Annotated in this window: 14 protein-coding genes; 8 read left to right on the forward strand and 6 right to left on the reverse strand. The window is 44.8% G+C overall.

Translation table 11 applies throughout. The features are described 5' to 3' along the window. Positions 1-55: 55 nt before the first annotated feature. The 6 genes from betA to L0991_18710 form a co-directional block, all read right to left on the reverse strand. Positions 56-1,759 carry a choline dehydrogenase gene (gene betA / locus L0991_18685; protein XGB64057.1) on the reverse strand — a complete coding sequence of 568 codons (1,704 nt, stop codon included), beginning with the start codon at positions 1,757-1,759 and terminating at the stop codon, positions 56-58. A gap of 72 nt (positions 1,760-1,831) precedes the next feature. Then, a complete protein-coding gene (gene betB, locus L0991_18690) occupies positions 1,832-3,292 on the reverse strand; it encodes a betaine-aldehyde dehydrogenase (GenBank protein ID XGB64058.1) in 1,461 nt (486 codons plus the stop codon). A 104-nt stretch (positions 3,293-3,396) separates the two neighbouring features. Next, positions 3,397-3,999 (reverse strand): transcriptional regulator BetI, encoded by a 603-nt coding sequence (gene betI / locus L0991_18695; protein XGB64059.1) that lies wholly within the window; start codon positions 3,997-3,999, stop codon positions 3,397-3,399. 407 nt (positions 4,000-4,406) lie between these two features. Next, positions 4,407-4,919 (reverse strand): hypothetical protein, encoded by a 513-nt coding sequence (locus L0991_18700; GenBank protein XGB64060.1) that lies wholly within the window; start codon positions 4,917-4,919, stop codon positions 4,407-4,409. Between the two features lie 9 nt (positions 4,920-4,928). Further along, the gene (locus L0991_18705; GenBank protein XGB64061.1) at positions 4,929-6,611 is read right to left on the reverse strand and encodes an LruC domain-containing protein; all 1,683 of its coding nucleotides are present in this window, start codon (positions 6,609-6,611) and stop codon (positions 4,929-4,931) included. Between the two features lie 227 nt (positions 6,612-6,838). Next, complete coding sequence (locus L0991_18710) at positions 6,839-7,930, reverse strand: alpha/beta hydrolase (GenBank protein ID XGB64062.1); 1,092 nt, start codon at positions 7,928-7,930, stop codon at positions 6,839-6,841. Positions 7,931-8,193: 263 nt separating this feature from the next. On the opposite strand from L0991_18710, the gene L0991_18715 reads away from it, so the two are divergent. The 8 genes from L0991_18715 (at position 8,194) to L0991_18750 (ending at position 23,165) form a co-directional block, all read left to right on the forward strand. After that, on the forward strand, positions 8,194-10,389 hold the full coding sequence (locus L0991_18715; GenBank protein XGB64063.1) for an EAL domain-containing protein: 2,196 nt from the start codon (positions 8,194-8,196) through the stop codon (positions 10,387-10,389). A gap of 287 nt (positions 10,390-10,676) precedes the next feature. Beyond that, a complete protein-coding gene (locus L0991_18720; protein ID XGB64064.1) occupies positions 10,677-11,381 on the forward strand; it encodes a response regulator in 705 nt (234 codons plus the stop codon). Between the two features lie 36 nt (positions 11,382-11,417). Beyond that, positions 11,418-12,737, forward strand: a complete 1,320-nt coding sequence (locus L0991_18725) for an ATP-binding protein (protein ID XGB64065.1) — start codon at positions 11,418-11,420, stop codon at positions 12,735-12,737. A 198-nt stretch (positions 12,738-12,935) separates the two neighbouring features. Beyond that, positions 12,936-13,211: a hypothetical protein gene (locus L0991_18730; protein XGB64066.1), complete on the forward strand. Its 276-nt coding sequence runs from the start codon at positions 12,936-12,938 to the stop codon at positions 13,209-13,211. Positions 13,212-13,750: 539 nt separating this feature from the next. Then, on the forward strand, positions 13,751-16,120 hold the full coding sequence (locus tag L0991_18735; protein ID XGB64067.1) for a M4 family metallopeptidase: 2,370 nt from the start codon (positions 13,751-13,753) through the stop codon (positions 16,118-16,120). 116 nt (positions 16,121-16,236) lie between these two features. Continuing rightward, positions 16,237-17,772, forward strand: coding sequence for a M28 family metallopeptidase (locus L0991_18740; GenBank protein ID XGB64068.1), 1,536 nt, complete (start codon positions 16,237-16,239; stop codon positions 17,770-17,772). Between the two features lie 691 nt (positions 17,773-18,463). After that, entirely contained in the window at positions 18,464-20,356 is a 1,893-nt protein-coding gene (locus L0991_18745; protein XGB64069.1) for a methyl-accepting chemotaxis protein, read from the forward strand. A 217-nt stretch (positions 20,357-20,573) separates the two neighbouring features. Continuing rightward, on the forward strand, positions 20,574-23,165 hold the full coding sequence (locus L0991_18750) for a hypothetical protein (protein XGB64070.1): 2,592 nt from the start codon (positions 20,574-20,576) through the stop codon (positions 23,163-23,165). Positions 23,166-23,172 lie beyond the last annotated feature (7 nt).

The following is a 23,172-nucleotide window of genomic DNA, read 5'->3' on the forward strand; positions in this document are numbered from 1 at the left end:
TAACTAATTATTTTTATTGCGAATTTCTAATCGTTTTTCACCCAGTCACCGCGCGTTACGCTTCTCTGACGGGTTTGTTGATTCTTTGTTTCTCTTGCCATTCAGGTGCTATCCACACAGGAACGTCTTGTTCTTTGAGCATTGGTTTACCCAGAATCAGATCAGATGCGCGCTCTGCAACCATGATGGTTGGCGCATTTAAGTTTCCGTTTGGAATGGTTGGGAAAACAGAAGAGTCAACGACACGCAGGCTTTCGATGCCGCGAACACGGCACTCTTCATCAAGCACTGCCATTGGGTCATCATCAGCACCCATTTTGCAGCCACATGATGGGTGATAAGCACTTTCAACATTCTGCTTAACCCATTCGTCAATCGCTTCATCAGAAGTCACATCCGAGCCAGGCTGAATCTCTTCGCCACGGTAAAAATCCATTGCTGGTTGCGACAAAATTTCGCGCGTTAGACGAATACAATCACGCCAATCTTGGCGGTCTTGCTCGGTCGAAATGTAGTTGAATTGAATCTGAGGTTTGGCATGCGGATCTGCTGAGGTGATAGCAACCGTGCCGCGGCTTTCTGGTTTATTAGGACCAACGTGTACTTGGAAGCCATGACCATCAAAGGCGGCTTGGCCGTCATAACGCATTGCTGCTGGTAGGAAGTGGTATTGGATATTTGGCCACTTCAATCCTTTGCGAGATCGAATGAAGGCGCACGACTCAAAGTGATTGGTCGCACCTAAGCCTTTGCGAGTAAGAATCCACTCTGCACCGATCATTCCTTTGCTCACCAAGCCAAGCTTACTGTTAAGCGTGATAGGTTCGTTACAGTGATATTGGAAGTAGACTTCTAGGTGGTCTTGAAGGTTTTCACCCACACCATTCAACTCGTGTTTAACTTCCACGCCTGCCTTTTCAAGCACCGCTCTTGGGCCAATTCCAGATAGTTGCAGTAGTTGAACAGAGCCGATAGAGCCCGCAGAAGAGAGCACTTCTTTGTTCGCCATAGCAGTTTGGATATTGCCTGACTTTTCAAATTCCACTCCGACTGCTTTCTTGCTTTTATCTGATTGAACCTCGATCAAAAACTTGCGCGCCACGATGCCTTTTTTCAACGTAAGGTTTGGGCGCTTCAATGCTCGACGCAGATAAGCATTTGAGGTTGAGGCTCTAACACCTTTATCTACCGTCATGTGCATAGTGCCGAAGCCTTCTTGCTGGTAGCCGTTGTAGTCTTGAGTTTCTGGGTAACCGGCGTCTTTACCTGCATCAATGAACGCTTGGTAAAGTGGGTTTAGCGTCATATCATTACCGTTACATGTGCCGACTGGGCCATTGTCACCACGGTATTGGTCGCCACCTTTGTTCCACGATTCAGCGCGGCGGAAATAAGGCAAACACGCTTGGTAATTCCAGCCGGCAGCACCCTCTTCTTCCCACTGGTCGAAGTCACACGCGTGGCCACGCACGTAAACCATGCCATTGATTGATGAGCTGCCACCTAACACCTTGCCACGTGGGCAGTGCAATTCACGCCCATCAAGACCCGGTTCCTGATCAGTTTTAAATTGCCAAGCGTACTTTTCAGTATTCATTGGGTAAGAAAGCGCGGTTGGCATCTGGATAAAAATGCTCTTATCCGTGCCACCAGCTTCCAGTAATAAAACGCTATGTTCACCGCTTTCCGTTAGCCTATCCGCTAACACACAGCCGGCCGAACCCGCGCCGACGATAATATAATCGTAGCGTTGTTCCATGTTATCTATTCCCTGAGATGAGTCAGTTGGGCTAGTTCTAAAACGCTAGCCCGTTAAATCGAGTGTTACGCGTTAGGCATAAGGGCTAGCGTAATCGCCAAGTTCGATAAGAATGCTCTTAGTCTGCGTATAGTGAAGTAGAGTCTCTGGTCCGTTTTCACGACCAATACCCGAAAGTTTGTAGCCACCAACAGGCATTTCTGCCGGTGAATCGCCCCACGTATTTACCCAACAAATACCCGCCTGCATTTGGTGGATCACGCGGTGAGCACGAGAAAGGTTCTGTGTGAATACACCTGCGGCCAGACCATATTTGGTGTCGTTAGCACGGCGAATCACATCGTCTTCGCCGGTAAACTTCATCACCGACATCACTGGGCCAAAGATCTCTTGCTGAACATGTGGCATAGAGTCATCACAATCGACAAACACCGTTGGAATAACAAAGTTGCCGTTTTCTAGGCCGTTGTCGGTTGCTTGATAACCGCCCGTCAATAGAGTAGCGCCAGACTGTTTCGCCAGCTCAATCGCACCAAGGACTTTCGAAAGATGCTCTTTAGAAATCAACGCACCGATCTGAGTCTCCATCTCCATTGGATTACCAATGACCAGTTTCTCTGTGCGCGTTTTGAGTTGTTTGATGAATGCGTCATAAATATCTTCGTGTACATAAACACGAGTGCCATTGGTGCATACTTCGCCTTGGGTATAGAAGTTAGCGACCATAGAAGCCGAAACCGCATCATCCAATTTCGCATCATCAAATACGATCATTGGTGATTTTCCGCCAAGCTCCATCGTCACTGATTTAAGCGTCTTAGCGCTATCAGCCATAACCGCTTTACCCGTACCGGTTTCACCCGTAAACGAGACTTTCGCGATATCAGGATGAGCCGTTAGCATTTGGCCCACACGGTAATCACCTTGAACCACGTTGAACACACCATCTGGAAGGCCTGCTTCGGTAAAGATCTCGGCAAGTTTGAGAGCGGTTAACGGTGTTTCTTCTGAAGGTTTGAAAATCATCGCGTTGCCCGCAGCCAGCGCCGGAGCTGATTTCCACATCGCAATTTGGATTGGATAGTTCCACGCACCAATGCCCGCACAAATACCTAACGGTTCACGGCGTGTGTAGAAAAACTGAGATTCGCTAAGCGGTTGTTGGTCACCTTGCAGCGTTGGCGCCAGGCCAGCAAAGTATTCAATAACATCCGCGCCAGAGGCTACGTCCACTTCAATCGCTTCTTGTAGTGGCTTACCCGTATCAACAACCTCAAGTTTTGCAAGGTCATCATTTCGAGCTCTAAGTATTTCTACCGCCTTCAAAAGAATGCGACTGCGCTCGACTGCTGTCATTGCTGACCACACTGCGAAGCCACGTTTTGCTGATTCGATAGCGCTATCGACATCCGCCGCAGAGGCTTGGCCTAGCATGGCAATAGGCTCGCCGTTTGCTGGATTGATGCTATCAAAGGTTTCACCAGACGTAGCGTTCACTGCTGCGCCGTCAATATATAACGAGTTCATTTCCATTTGAGATTCTGACTTGATTGTTGTTATTAGACTCTGTTGGTCTTGTTTGAATGTTAGTTGTAAGTATTGGTCGTTCTAGTGCTGCTCTATGACAAAACCGCGGTCTACTTAGTGTCACACGAATAGAACGTCAGTTGTTTATCAAGGTAATCATTGATGATGGCTTTGGCTTTCTTAGCATCAATACCATCAGGGTTTAACGTACCTCTTAGCCATAATCCATCAATCATAGAAGCAATCCCGTGAGCAACGAGATCCGCTTGTTCATGATCCAAAATACCTTTTAATTCAAGGCGTAAATGCGAGAGTAAACGTATTTCATTCACGCGCTGTAATCGTTTTAACTGTTCGTCATGCATGGAGTAAGACCAAAACGCCAACCACGCCTTCGCGACCTTATTCTCGGCTTGATAGCCTTCGAAGTTGCCATCGATGATCGCATTGATCCTCTGTTGGTGAGCATCAACAGGAAGGGCTTTTAATGAGGTGGTGATGGTATTGGACAGTTGGCGAAGGATTTCACGCATGGTCTCTTCGAGCAGGCCGTGCTTGCCACCAAAATAGTGATTAATGATGCCGGTAGAGACTCCCGCTTCTTTGCTGATCAACGCAATACTCGCGGCATGTAAACCCACTCGATCGATCACAGCCATAGTGGCTTGAACAAGCTGTGGTTTACGTATATCAGGCATCCCAACCTTCGGCATTTCTCAGTCCTTTTATTTTTTATTGAACGTTCAGTTAAATATAAAATGACAGAAATTTAGTTAGGGTTCAAATGATTATTTAAAACAAACCGTTAACAAAACAACACCAACCAAACAACAATCACAATAAAAACAAACACTTAATATTCATTTAGAGCACTAATCAAATTCATTAAAAGTTTGAACTATGATGGTTATGGCTCAACAGATATTGATTAAAACGCCTAAGTTTCAAGCAGAAGAGGAGGTGGGCTTACTAAATGAGAAAGCCCTCTTTTCGGCTCTATTTTTCTTTGGAATAAAGGAAGGGAAAGCAGGTGAAAAATAAAAGTACCCAAATATTTGGGTACTTTAAATTGGAAATACTATCACTAATATCGCTCGATATTTTATCGAGAAGCGACACGTTACTGGAAAGCCAAATGGTAACTATTGCTCGGCTGATCGAGTGTGATCATCCAGCTCTGTTCTTGCTCCTTACTACTCATTGGCACCCAACGAGCATAGATCTGCTCCCAGTTGCCATTGACTTCTAACTCTACGACATCGGTGTGTGTTGGATAAACGGTTGTGATTCGAGAAGTAGGCTCCGCAACAACATCACCATTACTCATGACAAATGCTGACTCAGAGTACAAATGAAGAGCCCCTGCCGTCGTTCCCGTGTAGTCCATCGACAAACTGATCTTCTCACCGATATCGAATGAGAAGCCAACAGGCGCCACAATGTCAGACGTACTGATCGCGGCTGGTTGGATTGCTGACGCAGGCAGTTGAGCAGGTGTTGGAGACGGTGTCGTATCTGGAGTCTGTGCAGGTGATGCACTCGTGTTACCACCGCCACCTCCTCCACCGCCGCCACAAGCACTGACTATGAGTGAGAAGGATGTCATGGTGATTAATTTGCTGATCTTATTCATGGTGCTCTCCTACTCATCCGTCGCTGATATAACTTTGTTAGTGGTCGGTGCTTTATACCATTCACCATCAGTTTCACCGCTGCTGGTTACCCATGTAGGGAATGACGTATAGGCATCACTGATATCAACCAGTTCTACAGGGTGATCCCATTCGTCTCGAATATTAATAACCCATGGCATGTTATTGCTGGTTTTGAACGACTCAGAGCCTGAAGAGCTATCATCATGACTGTTGAACAAGGTGTCATTCATATCACTTGTACCTGAAAACTCTTTTAAGTGAGTTTGCCACGTCATACCCGGTGGGGTCGTAACGAAGTCACCGTGATAAGTACCATCAGCTCCAAAGATAAACGAGTCATAAGGTGGGTAACCTATATCATCACGTGATACTGGTGTAGTAAATTCCACGTACAGTTGGTAGTTAAGCACGTCTGCGTTTTGTACCCCAGAACACGCACTTTGGGTTCGGTAGAAAACACAGCTTTCTGTTAGTTCACCTAAGTTTTCCAGATCCTCTCTTAGATTTTCTGACACCATCAAAATCGTCTCACTGTCTCCCGCTTGTAAAATCGTGTGACCAACAGCGACGCCGTTACGAGTCAGTGTGGTAGACGCTACATTCGCAGGCAAGACATTCGGCAACTTCACAGCATAACCATTCGAATAGCCTGCACCCATCGCTTGAAGCGTGTAATCTACGGTCAAATTTTTGAGTTCTCGTTGACCGTTAAGCAGCTCCGTGACTTGATAACGCCAAACCACATCATTGAAGTCGTAGTCACCTTTTAGCGGCCAGTTATCCTCAAAGGCAATTGTTGCGTAGCTATTCGAACTTGGGTAGACGGTTGTCACTGTCACATCTTCATTGTTCTCTTGGACAAGAACCTCATATTTCGAGTCTGTTGTACCATCTTCGTTAACCCCATCAACCGCAGAAAACGGAGTCACGTCAACCGTGAAGATCAAGTCGTTGAAATCATTATCTCCACTAGGTCGGTAGATATCTTCAAAACCAAGTACCAAGAACTCATTCTCGGTATCAAGGAAAGCAACATTGTGTCTTCTATTTTCAGCAGTCGCCTCTGGGTTCAACGCAGGGTAGCTGTAGAAAGGCGTTCCCCAACCGCCAAGCCAAGGGATGTTGTTATAAGATCCTTCCCAGCCCCAACCATTCGAAATGATAAAGAAGGCCAATGTTTGACCCGCGGTGAGTTGGACATTGAGATCGATGGTATCCCCTTCTTGCATTTCCCCAACATCAGCAACGGATGTATTAGGAAACACCACAACGTGTGCGTTGATGTCATCTTTAGTTGCAGGTGGGTTGTCGGTATCATAAACAAAGTAACCGAGGGTATTTCGGTAACCGGCTCCTTCGTTGAGGAACGTCAAAGATACAGTGGCGTATTCCGCGCCATTTAGTTCATCGTCAATATCAATACTTGAATAACGCTCAGGAGCAATGAATGCACTATTGACCGTACTCCCTTCAGGCAGCATCGAGTAAACGTTAGTTAAAACATCTTGCGGAAGTGACTCTGATATTGAATAGGTATTGTTGGGTTTACCTTTTGCAGAATAGTTAGAAGCATCCGCTCCAGATTCAAATGTAAGATCTGCGGTTGTCAACGCCATCGCAACACATGGCACCAAGCAACTCGGCAGTATGACTGAATTCCAATTTCTCATTCTGTTCCCTCTCTTCACCAGCCTTAAACGTGTAAAGAGAAATAGAGCAAGTATAGTGCCGAAAAATAAAGCAATATTTAACAATAACTTACATTGAAACCTGTCGCTTTTCTCAATTTGAGAATGAAGTTGAAATGGAAAAAACAAACACAAAAAAGGTTGATAATGACAAAGCCACTATCAACCTTTAGCAATCGGTGGAGAACGCTCAGTTGTCGTCCCTAAACTTACTCAATACGGGTAATGAAACTGTATTTATCAGAGTCCGCTTTCGTCATCCAATGCTCACCAGACGCTGGGGCTGAATTTAGGGTAAACATATAAAAAGCGATCCCTTTGTCTCCCATCACCTTGTTAAAGTAAGTCGCTTGGCTGCGATGGCTCTCATTAGTGTAAGGAAATTCTTTCGCGGTTTTATCTCCCTCAGCCCAACTATGTACACCAAGCTGCTTATTCTGTTCAATAGCTTTACTGGTGTCCGCACGTTGCAAAATACGTGGGTAACCCGCTGCGAATAAGTCCGTACCACCCGAGAAAACCGAACCTCTTGGAGTCACGATGGTTGTCATTTTATTGCTATGGATCATGCGCCCGGTGTACATGTTAATTTCATCATCGGCACTCCCGCCAATATGATTATCGAACTTTAATGTCATTTCGCGACCTTGAGATAACTTCACAATGTCAAACAGCTGAGAATAGGTTGATACGCCTAACGTGGAGTCAATGCGCTCACCAACAGCAGGCTTATTTAAGCGCTCTCGGTAAAAAGCATTAAAAGCGAACGAGGTAGTGATCGTGACTTTGTTATCTTGTAGAGAGCGGGTTAGAACCGTAGAGCCTAGCGTCGTCACGTAATCTAACGCTTCAGTATAGAACTCAAATTCAATGGGCCGTTTTCTATCACTGGTTGTCGTTTGGATTAACGTGGTTTCATTCGACACTGAGCGCTGTGCAGCATTGCAATCAAACTCATCATAGAAACCCCCTTCCTTGTAAATGCCACAGGTATCGACTCCAGCATCAGGGAAATACATGTCAATGGTTTGACCTAGTCGGTCGACAAGCCTGATGACTTTTTTCTGCCCGCTAATATCCTCGGCAAACATCACTTTCTCGTACTGCACACCATCGTAATTCAGTGTGAAGGCTTCTTGGAGCTCTTCTCGGTCTTGATACAACTTTCCTAGCTTGGCCGATGAGAACACGTAATCGGCTTTGGGTTGAGGTAATTGTTTCTTCATGGTGTTAGAGCCAGAGTGGCATCCAGCTAAAAAGATTAATGGTAATGCCAACAGCGCGTTTCGATAGTACTTCATGCAATGATTCCCCCAAACGTAAGATTGGAAAATTCTATTATTTAGCTGTCAAACTATCTGTCTTGAGAATGTAATAGAATGTATAGCGACTGATACCATTCACCAATCTATATCCAGCTCATACAAAGCCAACAAGTTAGACCAGTTACATAGCCTTACATTAGCTTATCTACAGATATATATAATGCCGTCGAACCCAACATTAGCCATATGAAATCAAACACTTACGGCTAAGCCAACTTAAATTTCAGTAAAGGTATTGTATGAAGCGGTCACTATCTTGGACCATTGTTTATCCAATCATAGTCATTGCACTTGTTTGTATTTTGCTCTTCTCCTTAATATCTACCATTATTCTGGAAAATTTTGTTCAAAGAGTATCGATTGAGAACGCGAAGAACTATGTAACAACATTCCATAGCATTCGTAATTACTACGCCTCACATGTGGTTGAAAAGGTGGTCAATAATGAACACTTGGTTGCTGGAACCGCTCACCACGCCCAAGAGAATAGTATTCCCGTACCTGCCACTTTCCTTATCGAAATGCTTGATAATTCTGATAAAGATCTCACAATCACAACGTCGTTTACTAGCCCGTATCCGTTCAAAAATCGCCAAGATAGGCTTTTTGATGAGTTTCAAAAACGCGCGTGGGTTGCGGTAAACAAAAAGCCCGATGACTTTTATGTAGAGTTTGTAAAAGAGAACAATCAAACACTTGTCCGAGTTGCACGCGCAGACCGCCTGAGTAACGCCAATTGCGTGAACTGCCACAACAGCCACCCAGATTCCCCCAAGCATGATTGGAAACTCAACGATGTTCGTGGCCTGTTAGAGGTCACGACTGTCGTTGATGACTGGCTTGAATATGGTGAGATGATCAACAAGTCGCTGACCCTGATCAGTATCCTAAGTTTTCTTACGGTCATGCTAATCAACTACAAGGTGGCTCGCAGGGTTTCAACACCATTAAAAAACATCACTCGTTCACTTAGTTTGTTAGCTCAAGGCAAAGATGAGAACGTGACGTTATTACCCGCGAACTACTACGAAATATCAGAACTACAGCTGGCATTTTCTGGGCTATACGACAAAGAACAACAGCGCAGAGCCTTAACTAAGAAAATCGAAACGCTCGCTTATTATGATTCACTCACTAAATTGCCCAACCGTTTAGGCTTCTTGCGCTCGCTCGATGATCTGTTAGCAATACAAGAAGAAAACAATCAGCATGTCACCGTATTAATCATTGATATTAAGCGCTTTAGAGACATCAACAACACCCTTGGCTATAAGGCAGGTGATACTATTTTGCTTCACCTATCTAAACGCCTATCAAGTTTTTCAACAATGATTGATCTTCTGTTAGGTCGACTTGATGAGAACAAATTCTGTATCGCTGTGCCCGCGAAAGAGCACGACGGTGACAAGGGTGCTGAAGCGTTTTTCGCTATGTTAAGCGATGTGATCTCTAATGAGATTATTATTGATGACAACAAGATAAAACTGGTTGCTAATATTGGTGCAAGCTGCAGTTCTCACGGTGCGCAAACCAGTTCAGAAATGCTGATACAAGCCAACATTGCGCTGTATGTCTCTAAGGAAAGAGGCGAAGGTATCACGGTACGACACCAACCCGAACTGTCGTACGCAGCGCTGCAACGTGTAGCGTTAATTAAGGAGATGAACAACGCCATCGAAGAGCGTGAGTTTATCCCTTACTACCAACCTCAATTTTGTGTGCAGACAAAGCGCATTATCGGGGCTGAGGCACTTATGCGTTGGAAAAAGGCCAACGGTGAGATTGTAAGGCCGGATCTATTCATACCTTTGGCAGAGCAGTCACATTTAATCATTCCAATGGGAGCGCATATCTTCGAGCAGGCAACGACCGACTGCCACCACTGGCAGAGCCACAAAGAATTAAGCGGAGTAAAAGTCGCGGTCAATATTTCCAGTATTCAATTTTCTGCGCAGAATATTTTGGAGTTGACGCAACTGATACTCGAAAAAACGGGGCTTTCTCCAGAACTATTAGAATTGGAAGTCACCGAGAGCGCCATGCTAGGCGACGTATCCAAAGTCGTAGCAATGTTGAACGACTTAAAAAGCCTAAAAATCGAAATCGCATTGGATGATTTCGGAACGGGTTATTCATCTCTAAGTTACCTAAAACTGCTGCCGATTGATCGCTTAAAAATCGACCGCGAGTTTGTCAAAGACTTACTGAAAAACACCGATGACCAATCCATTTTGAACATGATATGTAAGCTTGCAAACGAACTGTCTCTTAACGTTCTCGCTGAAGGTGTCGAGGAGAAAGCGCAGCTGGAGTTCTTGAACCAAGCAGGATGCGATGAAGTACAAGGCTTTTATTTTGCCAAACCGATGCCACTAGACGAGTTCATTGAATTTGCGAGGCACCATAATGCCATGTATCCCGAAGGGCAGGCTTAGTTCACCTCACATCTACCGCCTTCCATCTAGTCTATTGAAATAGAACCTCGCCATTAAGCCCATTCAAAAGTTGGGCTTAATGGTTGCCAGTCTTACATTTGAACAATGTTTTTTATTTTTGTTATAAATGCCAATTCAGCATTGAACTAACTTATAAAGTGTTTAATCATTCGCATCAGGTATTTTTCGTGAAGCATTCCAATCTAATATGCAACTATGATTACCTAATAAGATAATTGCACTCACGGAATCTCATAAGTTAAACACACGATAAGGCTGATAATGGAATGACAAAACCTAGAATGATCATCGTGGAAGACGATTTAAAGCTTCAAAGAATGTTGCAAGACTACTTTATCGCGCAAGATTTTGACGTCTCGGTACTCGATGATGGCAGCAGTGCTGCACAGACTATCCTCGCTGAACAACCAGACATTGTATTACTGGACCTGATGCTTCCTGTAAGCGACGGACTTACAATCTGCCGACAGACGCGTACACATTACAAAGGTAAAATCCTGATGCTCACTGCTAGCGACGACGACTTTGATCATGTCGCAGGCTTAGAGACAGGGGCTGATGACTATGTCACTAAGCCAATCAAACCAAGAGTTCTGCTTGCAAGAGTTCGTTCATTATTACGCCGCCAAGACACTAATACCGCTTCAGCCGATGACTCAGACAGCCTACAGTTCGATCAACTGGTGTTAAAAAACACTTATAAGAAATGCGAACTGGCAGGTGAAGTGTTGTCACTCACAGACAGTGAATTTGACCTACTTTGGCTATTGGCGAGTAACCCTGATACACCACTATCACGTGACTACTTGACACAAACCTTGCGCGGTATTGAGTATGACGGCATTGATCGAACCATTGACAACAAAGTCGTGCGCCTAAGGAAAATACTGGGTGACGACCATACGCCAGCAGAAAAAATTCAGACCATTCGCGGTAAAGGTTACTTATTTGTGTCCACCGCTTGGCATTAACCTCGCTCAATACGAGCGTAATGAAAGAGAACGATTATGCGACGTATCTATTTGGAGTCATTATTAGGGCTGCTAGTTTGCTTTATGAGCGGCATTATCGCCTATGAGATCTGTGTCTATCAGCTTAATACCGACTACGAATATGTGCTGCAAGACTATGAAGCAGCAGCGCACCAACAACTTATAGAAAACATCGCAAAAAATCAGGGGCTTGAGGCGGCTCATCAAGCCATAAATCAGTTTGTCGAGACAACGCGGAACAAGCTGGTGACCTTCAGCCCAGATGATGAAATACCAGGCCCTGTTTCAGAGTTCTTCACCGCCAACCCGAATACCTTTATCTTTCATGATGACGAACGTGACCTGTGGTTTCGCTTAGCAAACAGTGACAACACATACCACTATCTACCCAACAGTGAAGCGTTAGTGAGGCAAAAGATAGAGTTAGAGGATGACCTAATCTGGCTGTTCTTTTTAGCTAGCTTTATCTTATATGGCTTGTGCCATGTACTGATCATTTTTCGACGAGTTAAGAAGCTTGAATCCGCAACTCTGCGTTTTGCAGAAGGGGATCTTTCGACGCGAGCTGAAACCTCAAGTGGCATTGCGATTGGCTCATTGAATAAGTCCTTCAACCTCATGGCCGATCGAATTCACCGCCTAATTGAAAGTAATCGCTCGCTCACCAATGCGGTCGCTCATGAACTGCGCACGCCAATATTTCGTATTCAGTGGCAAGCTGAAATGCTTAAAGACACGCCGTTGAATGAAGAACAAGAGAAAACCATTGAGAGCATTGTTGAAGATACGGAAGAGATGGAAAAGATGGTTGATGAGCTCTTGTATTATGCCAAGCTCGATAGCACTGCTCTCGAAAGCCTGCAGCAGCCATTGGAAATAAAAAACTTTCTCGATCACGCTACGACGCGTTGGAATAAAGAGACCGCGCTCAGTATTGACCTTTGCTTACCAGAACACGAGCAATCGATAGTGGCAGATGAAACCCTGCTCAATCGTGCTTTGGATAACCTCGTGCGTAACGCAATGAAATTTGCACGCACACAGATTTCAATTGAAGTAACCAAACACCAAGATCAGCTACAAATTGCGGTACATGACGATGGTGATGGCGTTGCAGAAGAACACCGAGCACACCTGTTCGATCCCTTTTATGTTGGCGACAAAGCACGTAACAAAGCTAAGAGTGGTCATGGCTTAGGGTTATCTATCGTCCATAAAATCTGCGCCCAACACAGTGCAACCGTCCAGATCGCTCAAAGCCCTAGTTTGAAAGGGGCGGTCTTCACTATCACTTTCCCACTCTGTAACCAAGCAGCTGACAAAGCCATACAGTAACGACAAAACTCCTCTGGAATAATGTTCACATCGGTTGGGAGGCACTGTCTCCCAATCCATTTATTCGATCTAGATAACCTTGGCGCCACATTAATGGCTTGTCACTTGAGTGCGGCGAAGAACCGCTCCGACGTTCTTTACGAATCATTAGTGCCAAAGGCAAAGCCTCTAGATCCCATTTATTCTAAAGGTATGTTTATGAAAAAATTATTAGTTGTTTTAGGTATTGTCTCTCTTGCAGGTTGTTCAGGTATTACCCACAACGATGAGGTGTACACTGCGCACGCTGAAAGCTTCAACATCGTAGGCTTCCAAATTCCTGGTAATACACAGGATCGTGCAATGGAACTGGTTCCTGAAGGTGCAAGTGTTGATACCATCCGTTCAACAAACTCTGACACCAGCTCTGCCCTTGGTATCATCAACCGCATTATCGGCATCGACTACGTTCAAGTTGGCGGTAAAAAGCAGTAATTTGCGAGAGCTTACGTAACGTTAAACGCAAGCTAGTCCAAGCAAGAATCTTCAAACCAGTGGCATTCGTCGCTGGTTTTTTTGTTCCTGACTTTTTGAGCGCTGTGCCAAAAAACGTCTCAAAAATCGCGATGCGAAATAAATGACAACTTAAGCAATAAGCGTCTAAAAGATAGAATCTTCGTCAAAATCATTTTTAAAATCACTTAATCGTCGCAAAGTACAACGTACGCATTTCAACCATTTACTCTTCTATCAGCTTGAACTCAATTAATTGAGGCACAGATCAATTCACACAATGGTCTTATTTCACTTCGCCAAATAACAGTTAATAAATTCATCATGATTTTATAAATAAAGCATATGAGTGCATTCAAAAATAAACAGAAATCATAACTATCTGTAAATACGAGAAATATAATTTTCATGAATAAAAGAGATCGCTGCCATGCTACTAATTAATCCGATCGAATAATGTAAATTCAATGTGATATTTTTGTTACGTTTCCATGGGTTTTACATGGAAAGAGAAAATAACAATGAAAATGAAAAAGCGTTTAGTTGCCGTTGCTATAGCTAGTGCTATGTCTTTATCAGTGCACGCGGGTGAATCCGTTAGCATTAATCAACCGATCAACTTTACAAGCTTCTCTGGGCTAAATACTCAGTTAGGCGTCAGCAATGCTTCAAGCTTCAAAATGGTTAAAGAAGTTAACCTGAAAAAGCGCGGTATCTACAAAGTTAAGATCCAGCAGAACATATGGGGGACACCGGTTTGGGGACACTACCTAAACGCAACCCAAAGCGTTCAAGGTGGTGCGCTTAAGTCTGTTCAAGGTCGCTACCTGAAAACGACATCTCTAGAGCGCTCCTTCGTCAAGCCATCAATCAATAGCGCTCAAGCGGTTGAATTTGCGAGTAAAGATCTAAAGGCTCAGGGCTTAACGACTAAATCTTTAGACAATATCCAGCATGAGTTGTTTATCTATCAAGGTGAGAATAACCAGGGCGTCAGCAAGCAAAGATCGGATAAAACACGCTTAGTGTACGTTGTGTCTTACCTCATCAAGGGTGGTGACAAGCCTTCACGACCATTCACTATGCTAGATGCTCACACAGGTGAAATCATTGACCGTTGGGAAGGTATTGCTCACGCACAGATCGGTACAGGGCCTGGTGGGAACGAAAAAACAGGCATGTACGAATATGGTACGGACTATCACTATCTCGATGTGCAAGAAAACGGTACTCAATGTGTGATGGAGTCGGACAACGTTGTCACGGTTGACTTAAATGGCGCAACAGATGGCGATACTGTTTACAGCTACGAATGCCCTCGCAACGAACACAAAGAAATAAACGGTGCCTATTCTCCATTAAACGATGCCCACTACTTCGGCAACGTTGTCTTCGATATGTACAAAAACTGGTTCGATACTGCACCACTTTCTTTCAAACTCATGATGCGTGTTCACTACGGCTCAAACTATGAGAATGCATTCTGGGATGGTAAGGCTATGACATTTGGCGATGGTGAAAGCTTCTTCTACCCGCTTGTTAGCCTTGACGTATCAGCACACGAAGTCAGCCACGGTTTCACTGAGCAAAACTCAGGTCTGATCTACGCAAACCAATCTGGCGGTATGAATGAAGCCTTCTCAGACATCGCTGGCGAAGCTGCAGAATACTACATGAAAGGCACCAACGACTGGATGGTCGGTCGTAATATCTTCAAAGGTGACGGTGCTCTACGTTACATGGATGACCCATCACGTGACGGTTCTTCAATCAACAACGCATCGGAATACTACGATGGCTTGAACGTGCACTACAGCTCAGGTGTATTCAACAAGGCCTTTTACCACCTTGCAACGACACAGGGTTGGGATACAAAGAAAGCATTCGAGTTGTTCGTATTAGCTAACCAGATCTACTGGTCGGAAAACAGTGATTTCTGGCAAGGTGCTTGTGGCGTGAAAAGCTCAGCGACCGATCTTGGCTACAATACCGATGACGTGGTTTCTGCATTCGCATTGGTGGGAGTCACACCATGTGATGAGCCACCACTACCGCCAGAGCCTGAATATCAGCGTCTAGAAAATGGTGTTGAAGCTCCAGTGGCTGGTGAAACAGGTTCCAAGACTTACTTTGATATTGAAGTACCCGCAGGCCAAAACAAACTAACGATTGATCTGGCTGTCTCTACGGGTGATCCAGATATGTATGTCGGTCTCGATTATGCACCAAGCCCACAAGAGAACATCTGTAAGAGTGAAAGCGTGACCAATGAAATTTGTGTCATCGAGAACCCAACAGCAGGTCGCTACACCGTTAACATTCTGGGCTACTCAGATTACACAGGTGCCAACCTGAAAGCGTCGTACGAAGCAGGTAGCACTAACGTACCACCTGTAGCGTCATTTGAGCACTCTGTGGTTGGTAAAGAAGTCGAACTTCGCAGCACCAGCTCAGATAGCGACGGCCAAATCGTCTCTTACCAATGGAACCTTGGCGATGGCAACACGCAAATGGGTGAAGTAACTCGCTACACCTACGCTGAAGCGGGCGACTACGTGGTAACACTGACCGTAACTGACGACGCTGGCGTTGCAACATCAACAAGCAAATCGATCACGATTGAAGGTGACTCTGCGGAAGGTTTCCCACTAAAACTGAAGTTCGGTAACAAAAATCCGAATGGTAAAGCTCGCGTCAAGCTGGCATGGGATTACGACACTAACGATTACTTCGTGATTAAGCGTAATGGCAAAAATGTTGGTGCAACAGACTTCAACTCATACGTCGATAAGTTCCGTCACAACGGCACAGTAGATGTAGAGTACCAAGTGTGTACCTCAAGCGATGTTTGTTCAGAAACCAAACACTACCGTTTCATCAAAACACAATAATCGATAGTTAATTCAGGGCTCCGAAAGGGGCCCTTTGACTATGTGGATGATGAAAATCCTCATAGCTAAAGCAATAAGAAGAAAAACAACAATATAAACGATAGAAAGGACATCAAATGGCTATTCAAAAAAGTATTCTCACGGTGGCTCTATTTGGCAACGCAACGGCTTACGCATCCCTAGGTATTACACCGCCAGAAAGCTCAGAGGTTTGGATCACCACCGATGCTGACGCTCAGCACCTGATAGTGGAGCACGGCGCAACGGTTTACCCAGCAGTAAACGGGAACAAACACTCGGTCGTCGCAAAAATCAATGCGAAGCAACTGGCTGCGCTCTCGAGCCATATGCACGAAGAGACTCACCGTTGTGGCGGCTATATGGTGCACGAAGACAAAGCAAGCGCGCTTAAAGCTTCAGCAATGCCACTAACAATGAGCACCTTCGAAAAACCGGAGATCAGTCATCAAGAAACAGTGAATGATTTGCTCGCTCAGGTTGAGCCAAGCAACATGGTTACGACCATCGAAAATCTAACCAACTTCACCAACCGTTTTTATACCACTTCTACGGGTGTTGCTGCTTCAGATTGGCTGCTAGAGCGTTGGAAAAGGGAAATCAAAGATGTGCCATACGCTTCAGCACGCCAAATCACGCACGAAGAGTATCCGCAAAAGTCTGTCGCAGTCACCTTGCTTGGCGCGAAGTATCCGGAAGAGATCGTTGTCGTCGGCGGACACCTCGACTCAACCGTTGGTTCTTGGACGAGCGAAGGCACAATATCTCCAGGAGCAGACGATGATGCGTCAGGGATTGCCACAGTTACTGAATCGCTACGTTTGATGATAGCTAGTGGTATTCAGCCAGACAAAACCATCAAGTTCTATGGCTATGCGGCTGAAGAAGTAGGACTGCGTGGCTCACAAGATGTTGCTAATGCACTTAGAGACGAACAAGCAAATATTGTCTCTGTACTTCAGTTGGACATGACTAACTACAATGGCTCCGCGCACGATATCACCTTCATCACCGACTACACTGACAGCAACCTAACGGCTTACCTAAGTGAGTTAATTGACACCTATGCTAGCGACATCAGTTACAGTTTCGACCGTTGTGGTTATGCCTGTTCCGATCACGCCTCATGGCACAACGTTGGCTACCCAGCAGCTATGCCGTTCGAGAGCATGTTCAACGATTACAACCCTAGCATCCACACTCAGCATGATACGATTGAGAACTCAGATCCAACTGCAACCCATGCCTCAAAGTTCGCTAAGTTGGCGATTGCTTATCTCGTTGAAACCAGCCTAGATTCACCTGTTGCTGGTCCAACAGAACTTCAATATGACGTCCCTGTTGAAGGGCTATCCGCAGGCTACGGTGACGAGCAATTCTTTACCGTAACGACGGAATATGCAGGGAAATTGACCGTAACCATAACGGGGCCTCGCAGTGGCGATGCCGACTTATACGTCAAATATAACGGTGTGGTATCGAAAGCGAACTTTGACTGCCGCCCGTACCAGAATAGCAGCAACGAACAATGTGTATTGAACAAACCTGCGGGTGAATTCAGCATCATGGTGCGCGGCTATCGCAACTTCAGCGATGTCTCCATCGTCGCTAACTTTGTTCCTGATCTTCTCTAGCGCTGACTAGCTAAACTCAAGCATGACACGGCTCACTGCCAAAATAACCAAAACAAACGCAGCCGAACTGGCTGCGTTTTTTGGAAGAAGCCGAATTAATTGATAGATCATAGAATTTAGAAAATTAGTTCTAAATAGAGAGGTTCATTTAAAGCAATAAAAAACACAAGTATATCAAGCTTATTTTACCAGAATAAACCTATCCCGAAAATTAACTTAAACAAAAACTAAAATAGCATAGTCTTAATTAGAAAGATCTTTATTTATTTAATTCGCACCTACCGTTGCGGCAATCAACAAATCAGACCAGTTGAGTTATTTTAAATATAATTAAATAAACCTTCATTTTATGATTTATTTAGAGTGCTTAAAATGTATAACCATATTTTAATTAAGGGTAACTATCAGCCAGCAAACCCATACATAGCAAGGCCTAGGCAATATAAGTGACAAGTAAGACCAGTTTAAACTTGAGATATTGGCTCAAGAAAAATAAGCACTTAATACATCGAACAAATAAGTAATCGACCCATTTAATAAATATTGCATATATTAATTAGATGTATATCATTCACAAATAAACCGAGCTTATATGTGCATTTTATAAGTGTTATATTATTTCTATTCAGACATTTATCTGAATGATAAGAAAACTAAAAAATAATTAACACTGCTTATATTGGAACAAGTTATGAGTGCTAAACTAAAAATAATACTTTCTATTATGGGGCTAACTGTCATGTTAATCATGACGACAAGCTTTTTAAGCTGGAAGAATTTCGAAGCTTCTTCGACGATAGGTTATAAAAAACAGTTAGGATATAAATCTCAACTGATTGCAGATACTATCGGACAGAAAATTAATCGCTACTTTGATATTTTGAACGTAGTGAGCAATGAGCTATCCTTCGATGAGCGTGGTCAAGTCGACATATCACGAGCAATCACAACTCTCCATAGTGCCATGAGCTCAACCAAGGTTACTAACATCTACTTTTCTCTAGCGGATGGTACTTCTTACTCGTCAAAGACAAATGGACAGATCGAAAATTTCAACGCAAAAACCAAACAACGCGAATGGTTTTTGAAAGCAATGAGCGGCGAGGACAAAATCATTACTCGCCCTTATTTGGCATCAACCGGTGACCAAGTAATGTCTCTAGCAACGCCTATCTACAAACAAGGCAAGATTGTTGGCGTGGCTGCTCTGAACATCTTAGTTGAAGACCTGACTAGATTCACCGAGCAACTCACCACAAATAATAAAATCTTCGTCACTCGTGAAGACGGCTTTATCTTAGCTGCACAAAACGCGTCTTTGATAGGTAGAAATATCTTCAACGAGATCCCAGCTTTCGCAAACAGAGACACCACGCGAGAAGAGAGCTTCGAGTACATTTTTGAGAATACTGAGTTCTTGGCAGCAGGCGCTAAAATCAACGATCTTGGTTGGAGTGTCTGGGCGTGGGATAAAGAGAACAATGTTAATCAAGACTCAAAGGATAACCTCACTGAAACTCTGATCACCTCTTTGACGCTACTGTTCATTTGTGCGGGTTGCGTGTACTACGTTGTTGAAGTTTTGGTTTACCGCCCACTCGGTGGAGAGCCAAGCGAAATAGAAGCGACAGTAGCTAAAGTAGCCTCTGGTGACTTTACCGCAATCAAACAGCAACAGGGTAAAGCGATTGGTATTAACGCTGCGGTTAACGATATGGTCAATGAGCTGAGCACCACAATTGAAACCATCCGTAATTCATCAAACGACCTGTTTACCTTTGCCGAAGGCATAACCAACGCTGCCGACAACGTGAATGCCAGCTCTGCCTCACAAATGGAACAGCTAGAGCAAACCTCGACGGCAATGAACGAAATGTCGGTCGCTGTAGATGAAGTCGCACAAAACGCCCATCGAGCTTCAGAAGCGGCAATGCAAGCTGCTCAAGAAGCACAGTCTGGCAATCAAACGTTCGATACTGTAAATCACAGTATTGTGAGCCTCTCTCAAGGGATTCAAGAAGTATCCGATGTTATTAACACTGTAGGTGAGAAAACCTCAAGCATTGGCACCGTATTAGACGTGATCAAAGACATTGCAGACCAAACGAACCTACTCGCTCTTAACGCTGCCATTGAAGCTGCACGAGCAGGTGAGCAAGGTCGAGGCTTCGCAGTTGTTGCTGACGAGGTTCGTAACCTAGCCAACCGCACTCAACAGAGTACCAACGAAATTCAAGAGGTGATTACTTCACTGCAACATGAAGCCAATAGCTCTATGGAGATGATGCAGATGAACCGAGAGGCATCAAATGTCACCATGGAAAATGCGAAACAAGCACAGGCTTCACTCAATGAAATCTCGAGCTCAATCACCATTATTGAAGACATGAATACACAGATAGCCACAGCGACTGAAGAACAGACCCTTGTCGCAGGCGAAATCAACCAGAGTATCGTTGACGTCAATGACAAAGCCCGTCAGACACACAGCTTGTCAGCATCGAACCAAGAGAAAGCGTCGGAGCTTATTGCACTGTCTGAGAAGCTCACGCAAGCAGTCAGTATCTTTAAGCTAAACCGTTAACCTCAGCAAGATTCAACAAAGAATGATTAGGGGAAGCTATTCCCCTAATCACAACACCAAAGCTAAACCTCATATCATCCCCCTGGTGATTTGAGTAAACAATTTTTCGAAACACCCCACACAACAACCTTTAGTTATCTCTTTTCCATCTCGGCAAGGAGAGGCTTTTTGCTTTCTAAATTAAGCATATAACTTCGCTAACAATAAGGATAAACCTATGAAGTTAAAAAGATTAGCACTTATTACTGCTATGATTTCATCCAACGTTAATGCCTTTCAGGTCTGTAACATCGGAGACGAATATAACGTCTTGGACAGCGAAAGCTTTCATCAGATCCGACAGAAAAACTATGATGCCTTCGGTGAAGGTATTACTCCTGAAAACCTGTTTCCATCAGCGCCAGAGCACATTGTCGACTTAAAACCCTCTCTCTCTGAAGCCAGTGATGTTTTCCCTGAAACTGCCACCTTACTAGAAACAGGACCCGCCTCTGCGGTTACGCTAGCACCTGAGGAAGCAGCAAGGCTGATGGACACTTTGGGCCGTTCAACGACAGGGCTAGCGAAAGGTGCACTGGAAGCTCTGGGACCGATTGTCGACGCGGTTGCCGTTGGGCTTTGGGCAAATGAGGTCGCAACTAGCTTCCAAGATGAATCACGTACCTCTTACGATCGATTTGCCACAGTAATGGGGCTCGTCGATTGGTTTGGCGTTTTAAAGCTGCCTGCGAGAGAGATCGACCGCCAAATTTTGAGTAGTCGCTGGGATAGAATTGCAGCAGGTAACCATTACAGTTATCACGTTCATGAGGATCTCGTTACCCAGCAAGATTTAAGAGACAAAATTTATTGGGCAGAACTCGCCTCAGACCAGCAAGCGATGTTGAACGCCGTTGCACACGGCTTTGCCACCGATCTTGCCCTCAAATACCAACAACATTATCAAGAGGTGGTAAAAGCTCAGACCATTATGGCGGAAGAGCTGATCACCGCGGTCGACCACGAGCTCCGCAAGGCCATCTTTAGCCAACTGGCTCTCGACCATAAAGACTCTCGACTGTTCGCATCGGACATTGCCTCTAGCTGTAACGAGGAAACTCGAGTGCTGGCAGACCTTTATCCTGATCATGATATTGAAGAGAGTAACTCCCTACCACCAGCATTACCTTCAAAACGCCAAGCGAACCGCGCATTGGCCAAACTTCAGCACTGTCAGCAGAACCTGCTAGATCAAGCCATTGCCAAACTGAATGAGTTGCGAACTGGTCAAATTGAGGGGCTAGACCAAGCTGCAGTTCAACAGCTGTATGCACGCACACTTGCGGCTAAAACACAGATCATCGAAACGGCAGATAATCATGTCAATCTACTGATGAGTAAGCTACAAAGAGAGATGTTCACACAAGGTGATATCGCCATAGAGCGACTATTCCGTTCAGGTTCGGTAGAAACCATGCATAATTTCTTCAAAGGACAAGCCGAGCGCAGCGCCATTGACGAGATGACACGCAGCATTCTGGGGCGCCCAGCAACAACACAAGAAATACGCAACAAAGAGATCGTCCTGCAAAGTGGTTACGAAAAATGCGTTCGTATTGGCATTCTAGGAGGCGACCCAAACTTTAGGGGTTGCGTTGAGTACGCTTGGGTACCAGCAGAAACTCGCCCATTTATTCCATCTGAAGATACCGTTATTGCTCAGATCTCGCCGCCAAGCAAAGAAGCAGTAAAACGCGTGCTTTTCGATTCACTTAGTAACCTAATTGATCATGGTTGGAATGCCGAAGCAGAGGAGCGTTGGTTGGAACAACAGTTGCTGGATTTTTCTGCGCAGCAACGTCTAAAAAAGCAAGCTGAATTCGACAAACAACAGGTTTATCACTGGTTACTGGACTCAAGCGCAATGCTTGAAGGTGAATGTGGTGGCGGTAGCGCATGTGCTGGGTGGAGCTTGTCTTACCTTCAAAAAGAGAACCTTTCACGACAAGCGTCGCTACATTACATCAACAATTGGCACGCAAATTACTCAGGCAAAGGCGCCTATGTGCATTCGAAGCGCTATCAAAAGCTTGGTGGCTTGATCACCACTGCGCTAGAGAGTGAATGGCAGGCTAAGAGAGCCACCGAGTTTTATAGCTTCACTTACCCAGGTAGCATTGATCTTCAGAAAAATGCGCCACTGATTTATTCTGCACTGAAATCGTCCTCACTGGATCTTGCTCACCTGGAAGGCAACACGCTGCAACTCGCGAAAGGGATCGTAAAAACTCGTCTTGCTGAAGCAATCAGTGTTTCAGACAGTAACGGCATTGAATGGCTACATTCGCAAGTGGGTCAATTCCAGCGCTATACGTCGATCATCCACTCTCAACATATCTCTACTGGACACTACGCATCAGGGGAAGGTGAAGTCACCGCTCTGTTCTCAGAGATGCTACCCGCGCACCTAATGCGCTACCTGATTTCAGACATTATCCCTGATAGCTACGATGCGCGCATTGAGCGTTCTATCGATGCGATCTTTAATCCAACGTCTGAGCTCAATCAAAAACTCGATAAGTTAAGCAATACAAACGAAAACTTTACCGATAAACCGGGTCGTAGCTGCATGATTTACTACCCATACCTTAAGAGCGCACTGCTTGATGTTGCGGCTGACGAGGACCTGTATTGGATTTCACCTATCTCAGAATGGTACGACGCCGTCACTCGCCAACAGCTCAATATGTTTGGGGCTCTGAAATATGCCGTCATCAATCAGAACACTTTCGGCATTCCATGTGATTTAAGCCCTAACAGCTACCAATAAAGGGCGG

Origin of the sequence: Vibrio chagasii, from assembly GCA_041879415.1 — a bacterium.
In the GTDB taxonomy this organism is placed as follows: domain Bacteria; phylum Pseudomonadota; class Gammaproteobacteria; order Enterobacterales; family Vibrionaceae; genus Vibrio.

What these genes read in the sequence shown, in the direction of transcription:
- betA (XGB64057.1), bottom strand. Translation starts at nt 1,759, where the DNA reads ATGGAACAACGCTACGATTATATTATCGTCGGCGCGGGTTCGGCCGGC.
- betB (XGB64058.1), bottom strand. Translation starts at nt 3,292, where the DNA reads ATGGAAATGAACTCGTTATATATTGACGGCGCAGCAGTGAACGCTACG.
- betI (XGB64059.1), bottom strand. Translation starts at nt 3,999, where the DNA reads ATGCCGAAGGTTGGGATGCCTGATATACGTAAACCACAGCTTGTTCAA.
- L0991_18700 (XGB64060.1), bottom strand. Translation starts at nt 4,919, where the DNA reads ATGAATAAGATCAGCAAATTAATCACCATGACATCCTTCTCACTCATA.
- L0991_18705 (XGB64061.1), bottom strand. Translation starts at nt 6,611, where the DNA reads ATGAGAAATTGGAATTCAGTCATACTGCCGAGTTGCTTGGTGCCATGT.
- L0991_18710 (XGB64062.1), bottom strand. Translation starts at nt 7,930, where the DNA reads ATGAAGTACTATCGAAACGCGCTGTTGGCATTACCATTAATCTTTTTA.
- L0991_18715 (XGB64063.1), top strand. Translation starts at nt 8,194, where the DNA reads ATGAAGCGGTCACTATCTTGGACCATTGTTTATCCAATCATAGTCATT.
- L0991_18720 (XGB64064.1), top strand. Translation starts at nt 10,677, where the DNA reads ATGACAAAACCTAGAATGATCATCGTGGAAGACGATTTAAAGCTTCAA.
- L0991_18725 (XGB64065.1), top strand. Translation starts at nt 11,418, where the DNA reads ATGCGACGTATCTATTTGGAGTCATTATTAGGGCTGCTAGTTTGCTTT.
- L0991_18730 (XGB64066.1), top strand. Translation starts at nt 12,936, where the DNA reads ATGAAAAAATTATTAGTTGTTTTAGGTATTGTCTCTCTTGCAGGTTGT.
- L0991_18735 (XGB64067.1), top strand. Translation starts at nt 13,751, where the DNA reads ATGAAAATGAAAAAGCGTTTAGTTGCCGTTGCTATAGCTAGTGCTATG.
- L0991_18740 (XGB64068.1), top strand. Translation starts at nt 16,237, where the DNA reads ATGGCTATTCAAAAAAGTATTCTCACGGTGGCTCTATTTGGCAACGCA.
- L0991_18745 (XGB64069.1), top strand. Translation starts at nt 18,464, where the DNA reads ATGAGTGCTAAACTAAAAATAATACTTTCTATTATGGGGCTAACTGTC.
- L0991_18750 (XGB64070.1), top strand. Translation starts at nt 20,574, where the DNA reads ATGAAGTTAAAAAGATTAGCACTTATTACTGCTATGATTTCATCCAAC.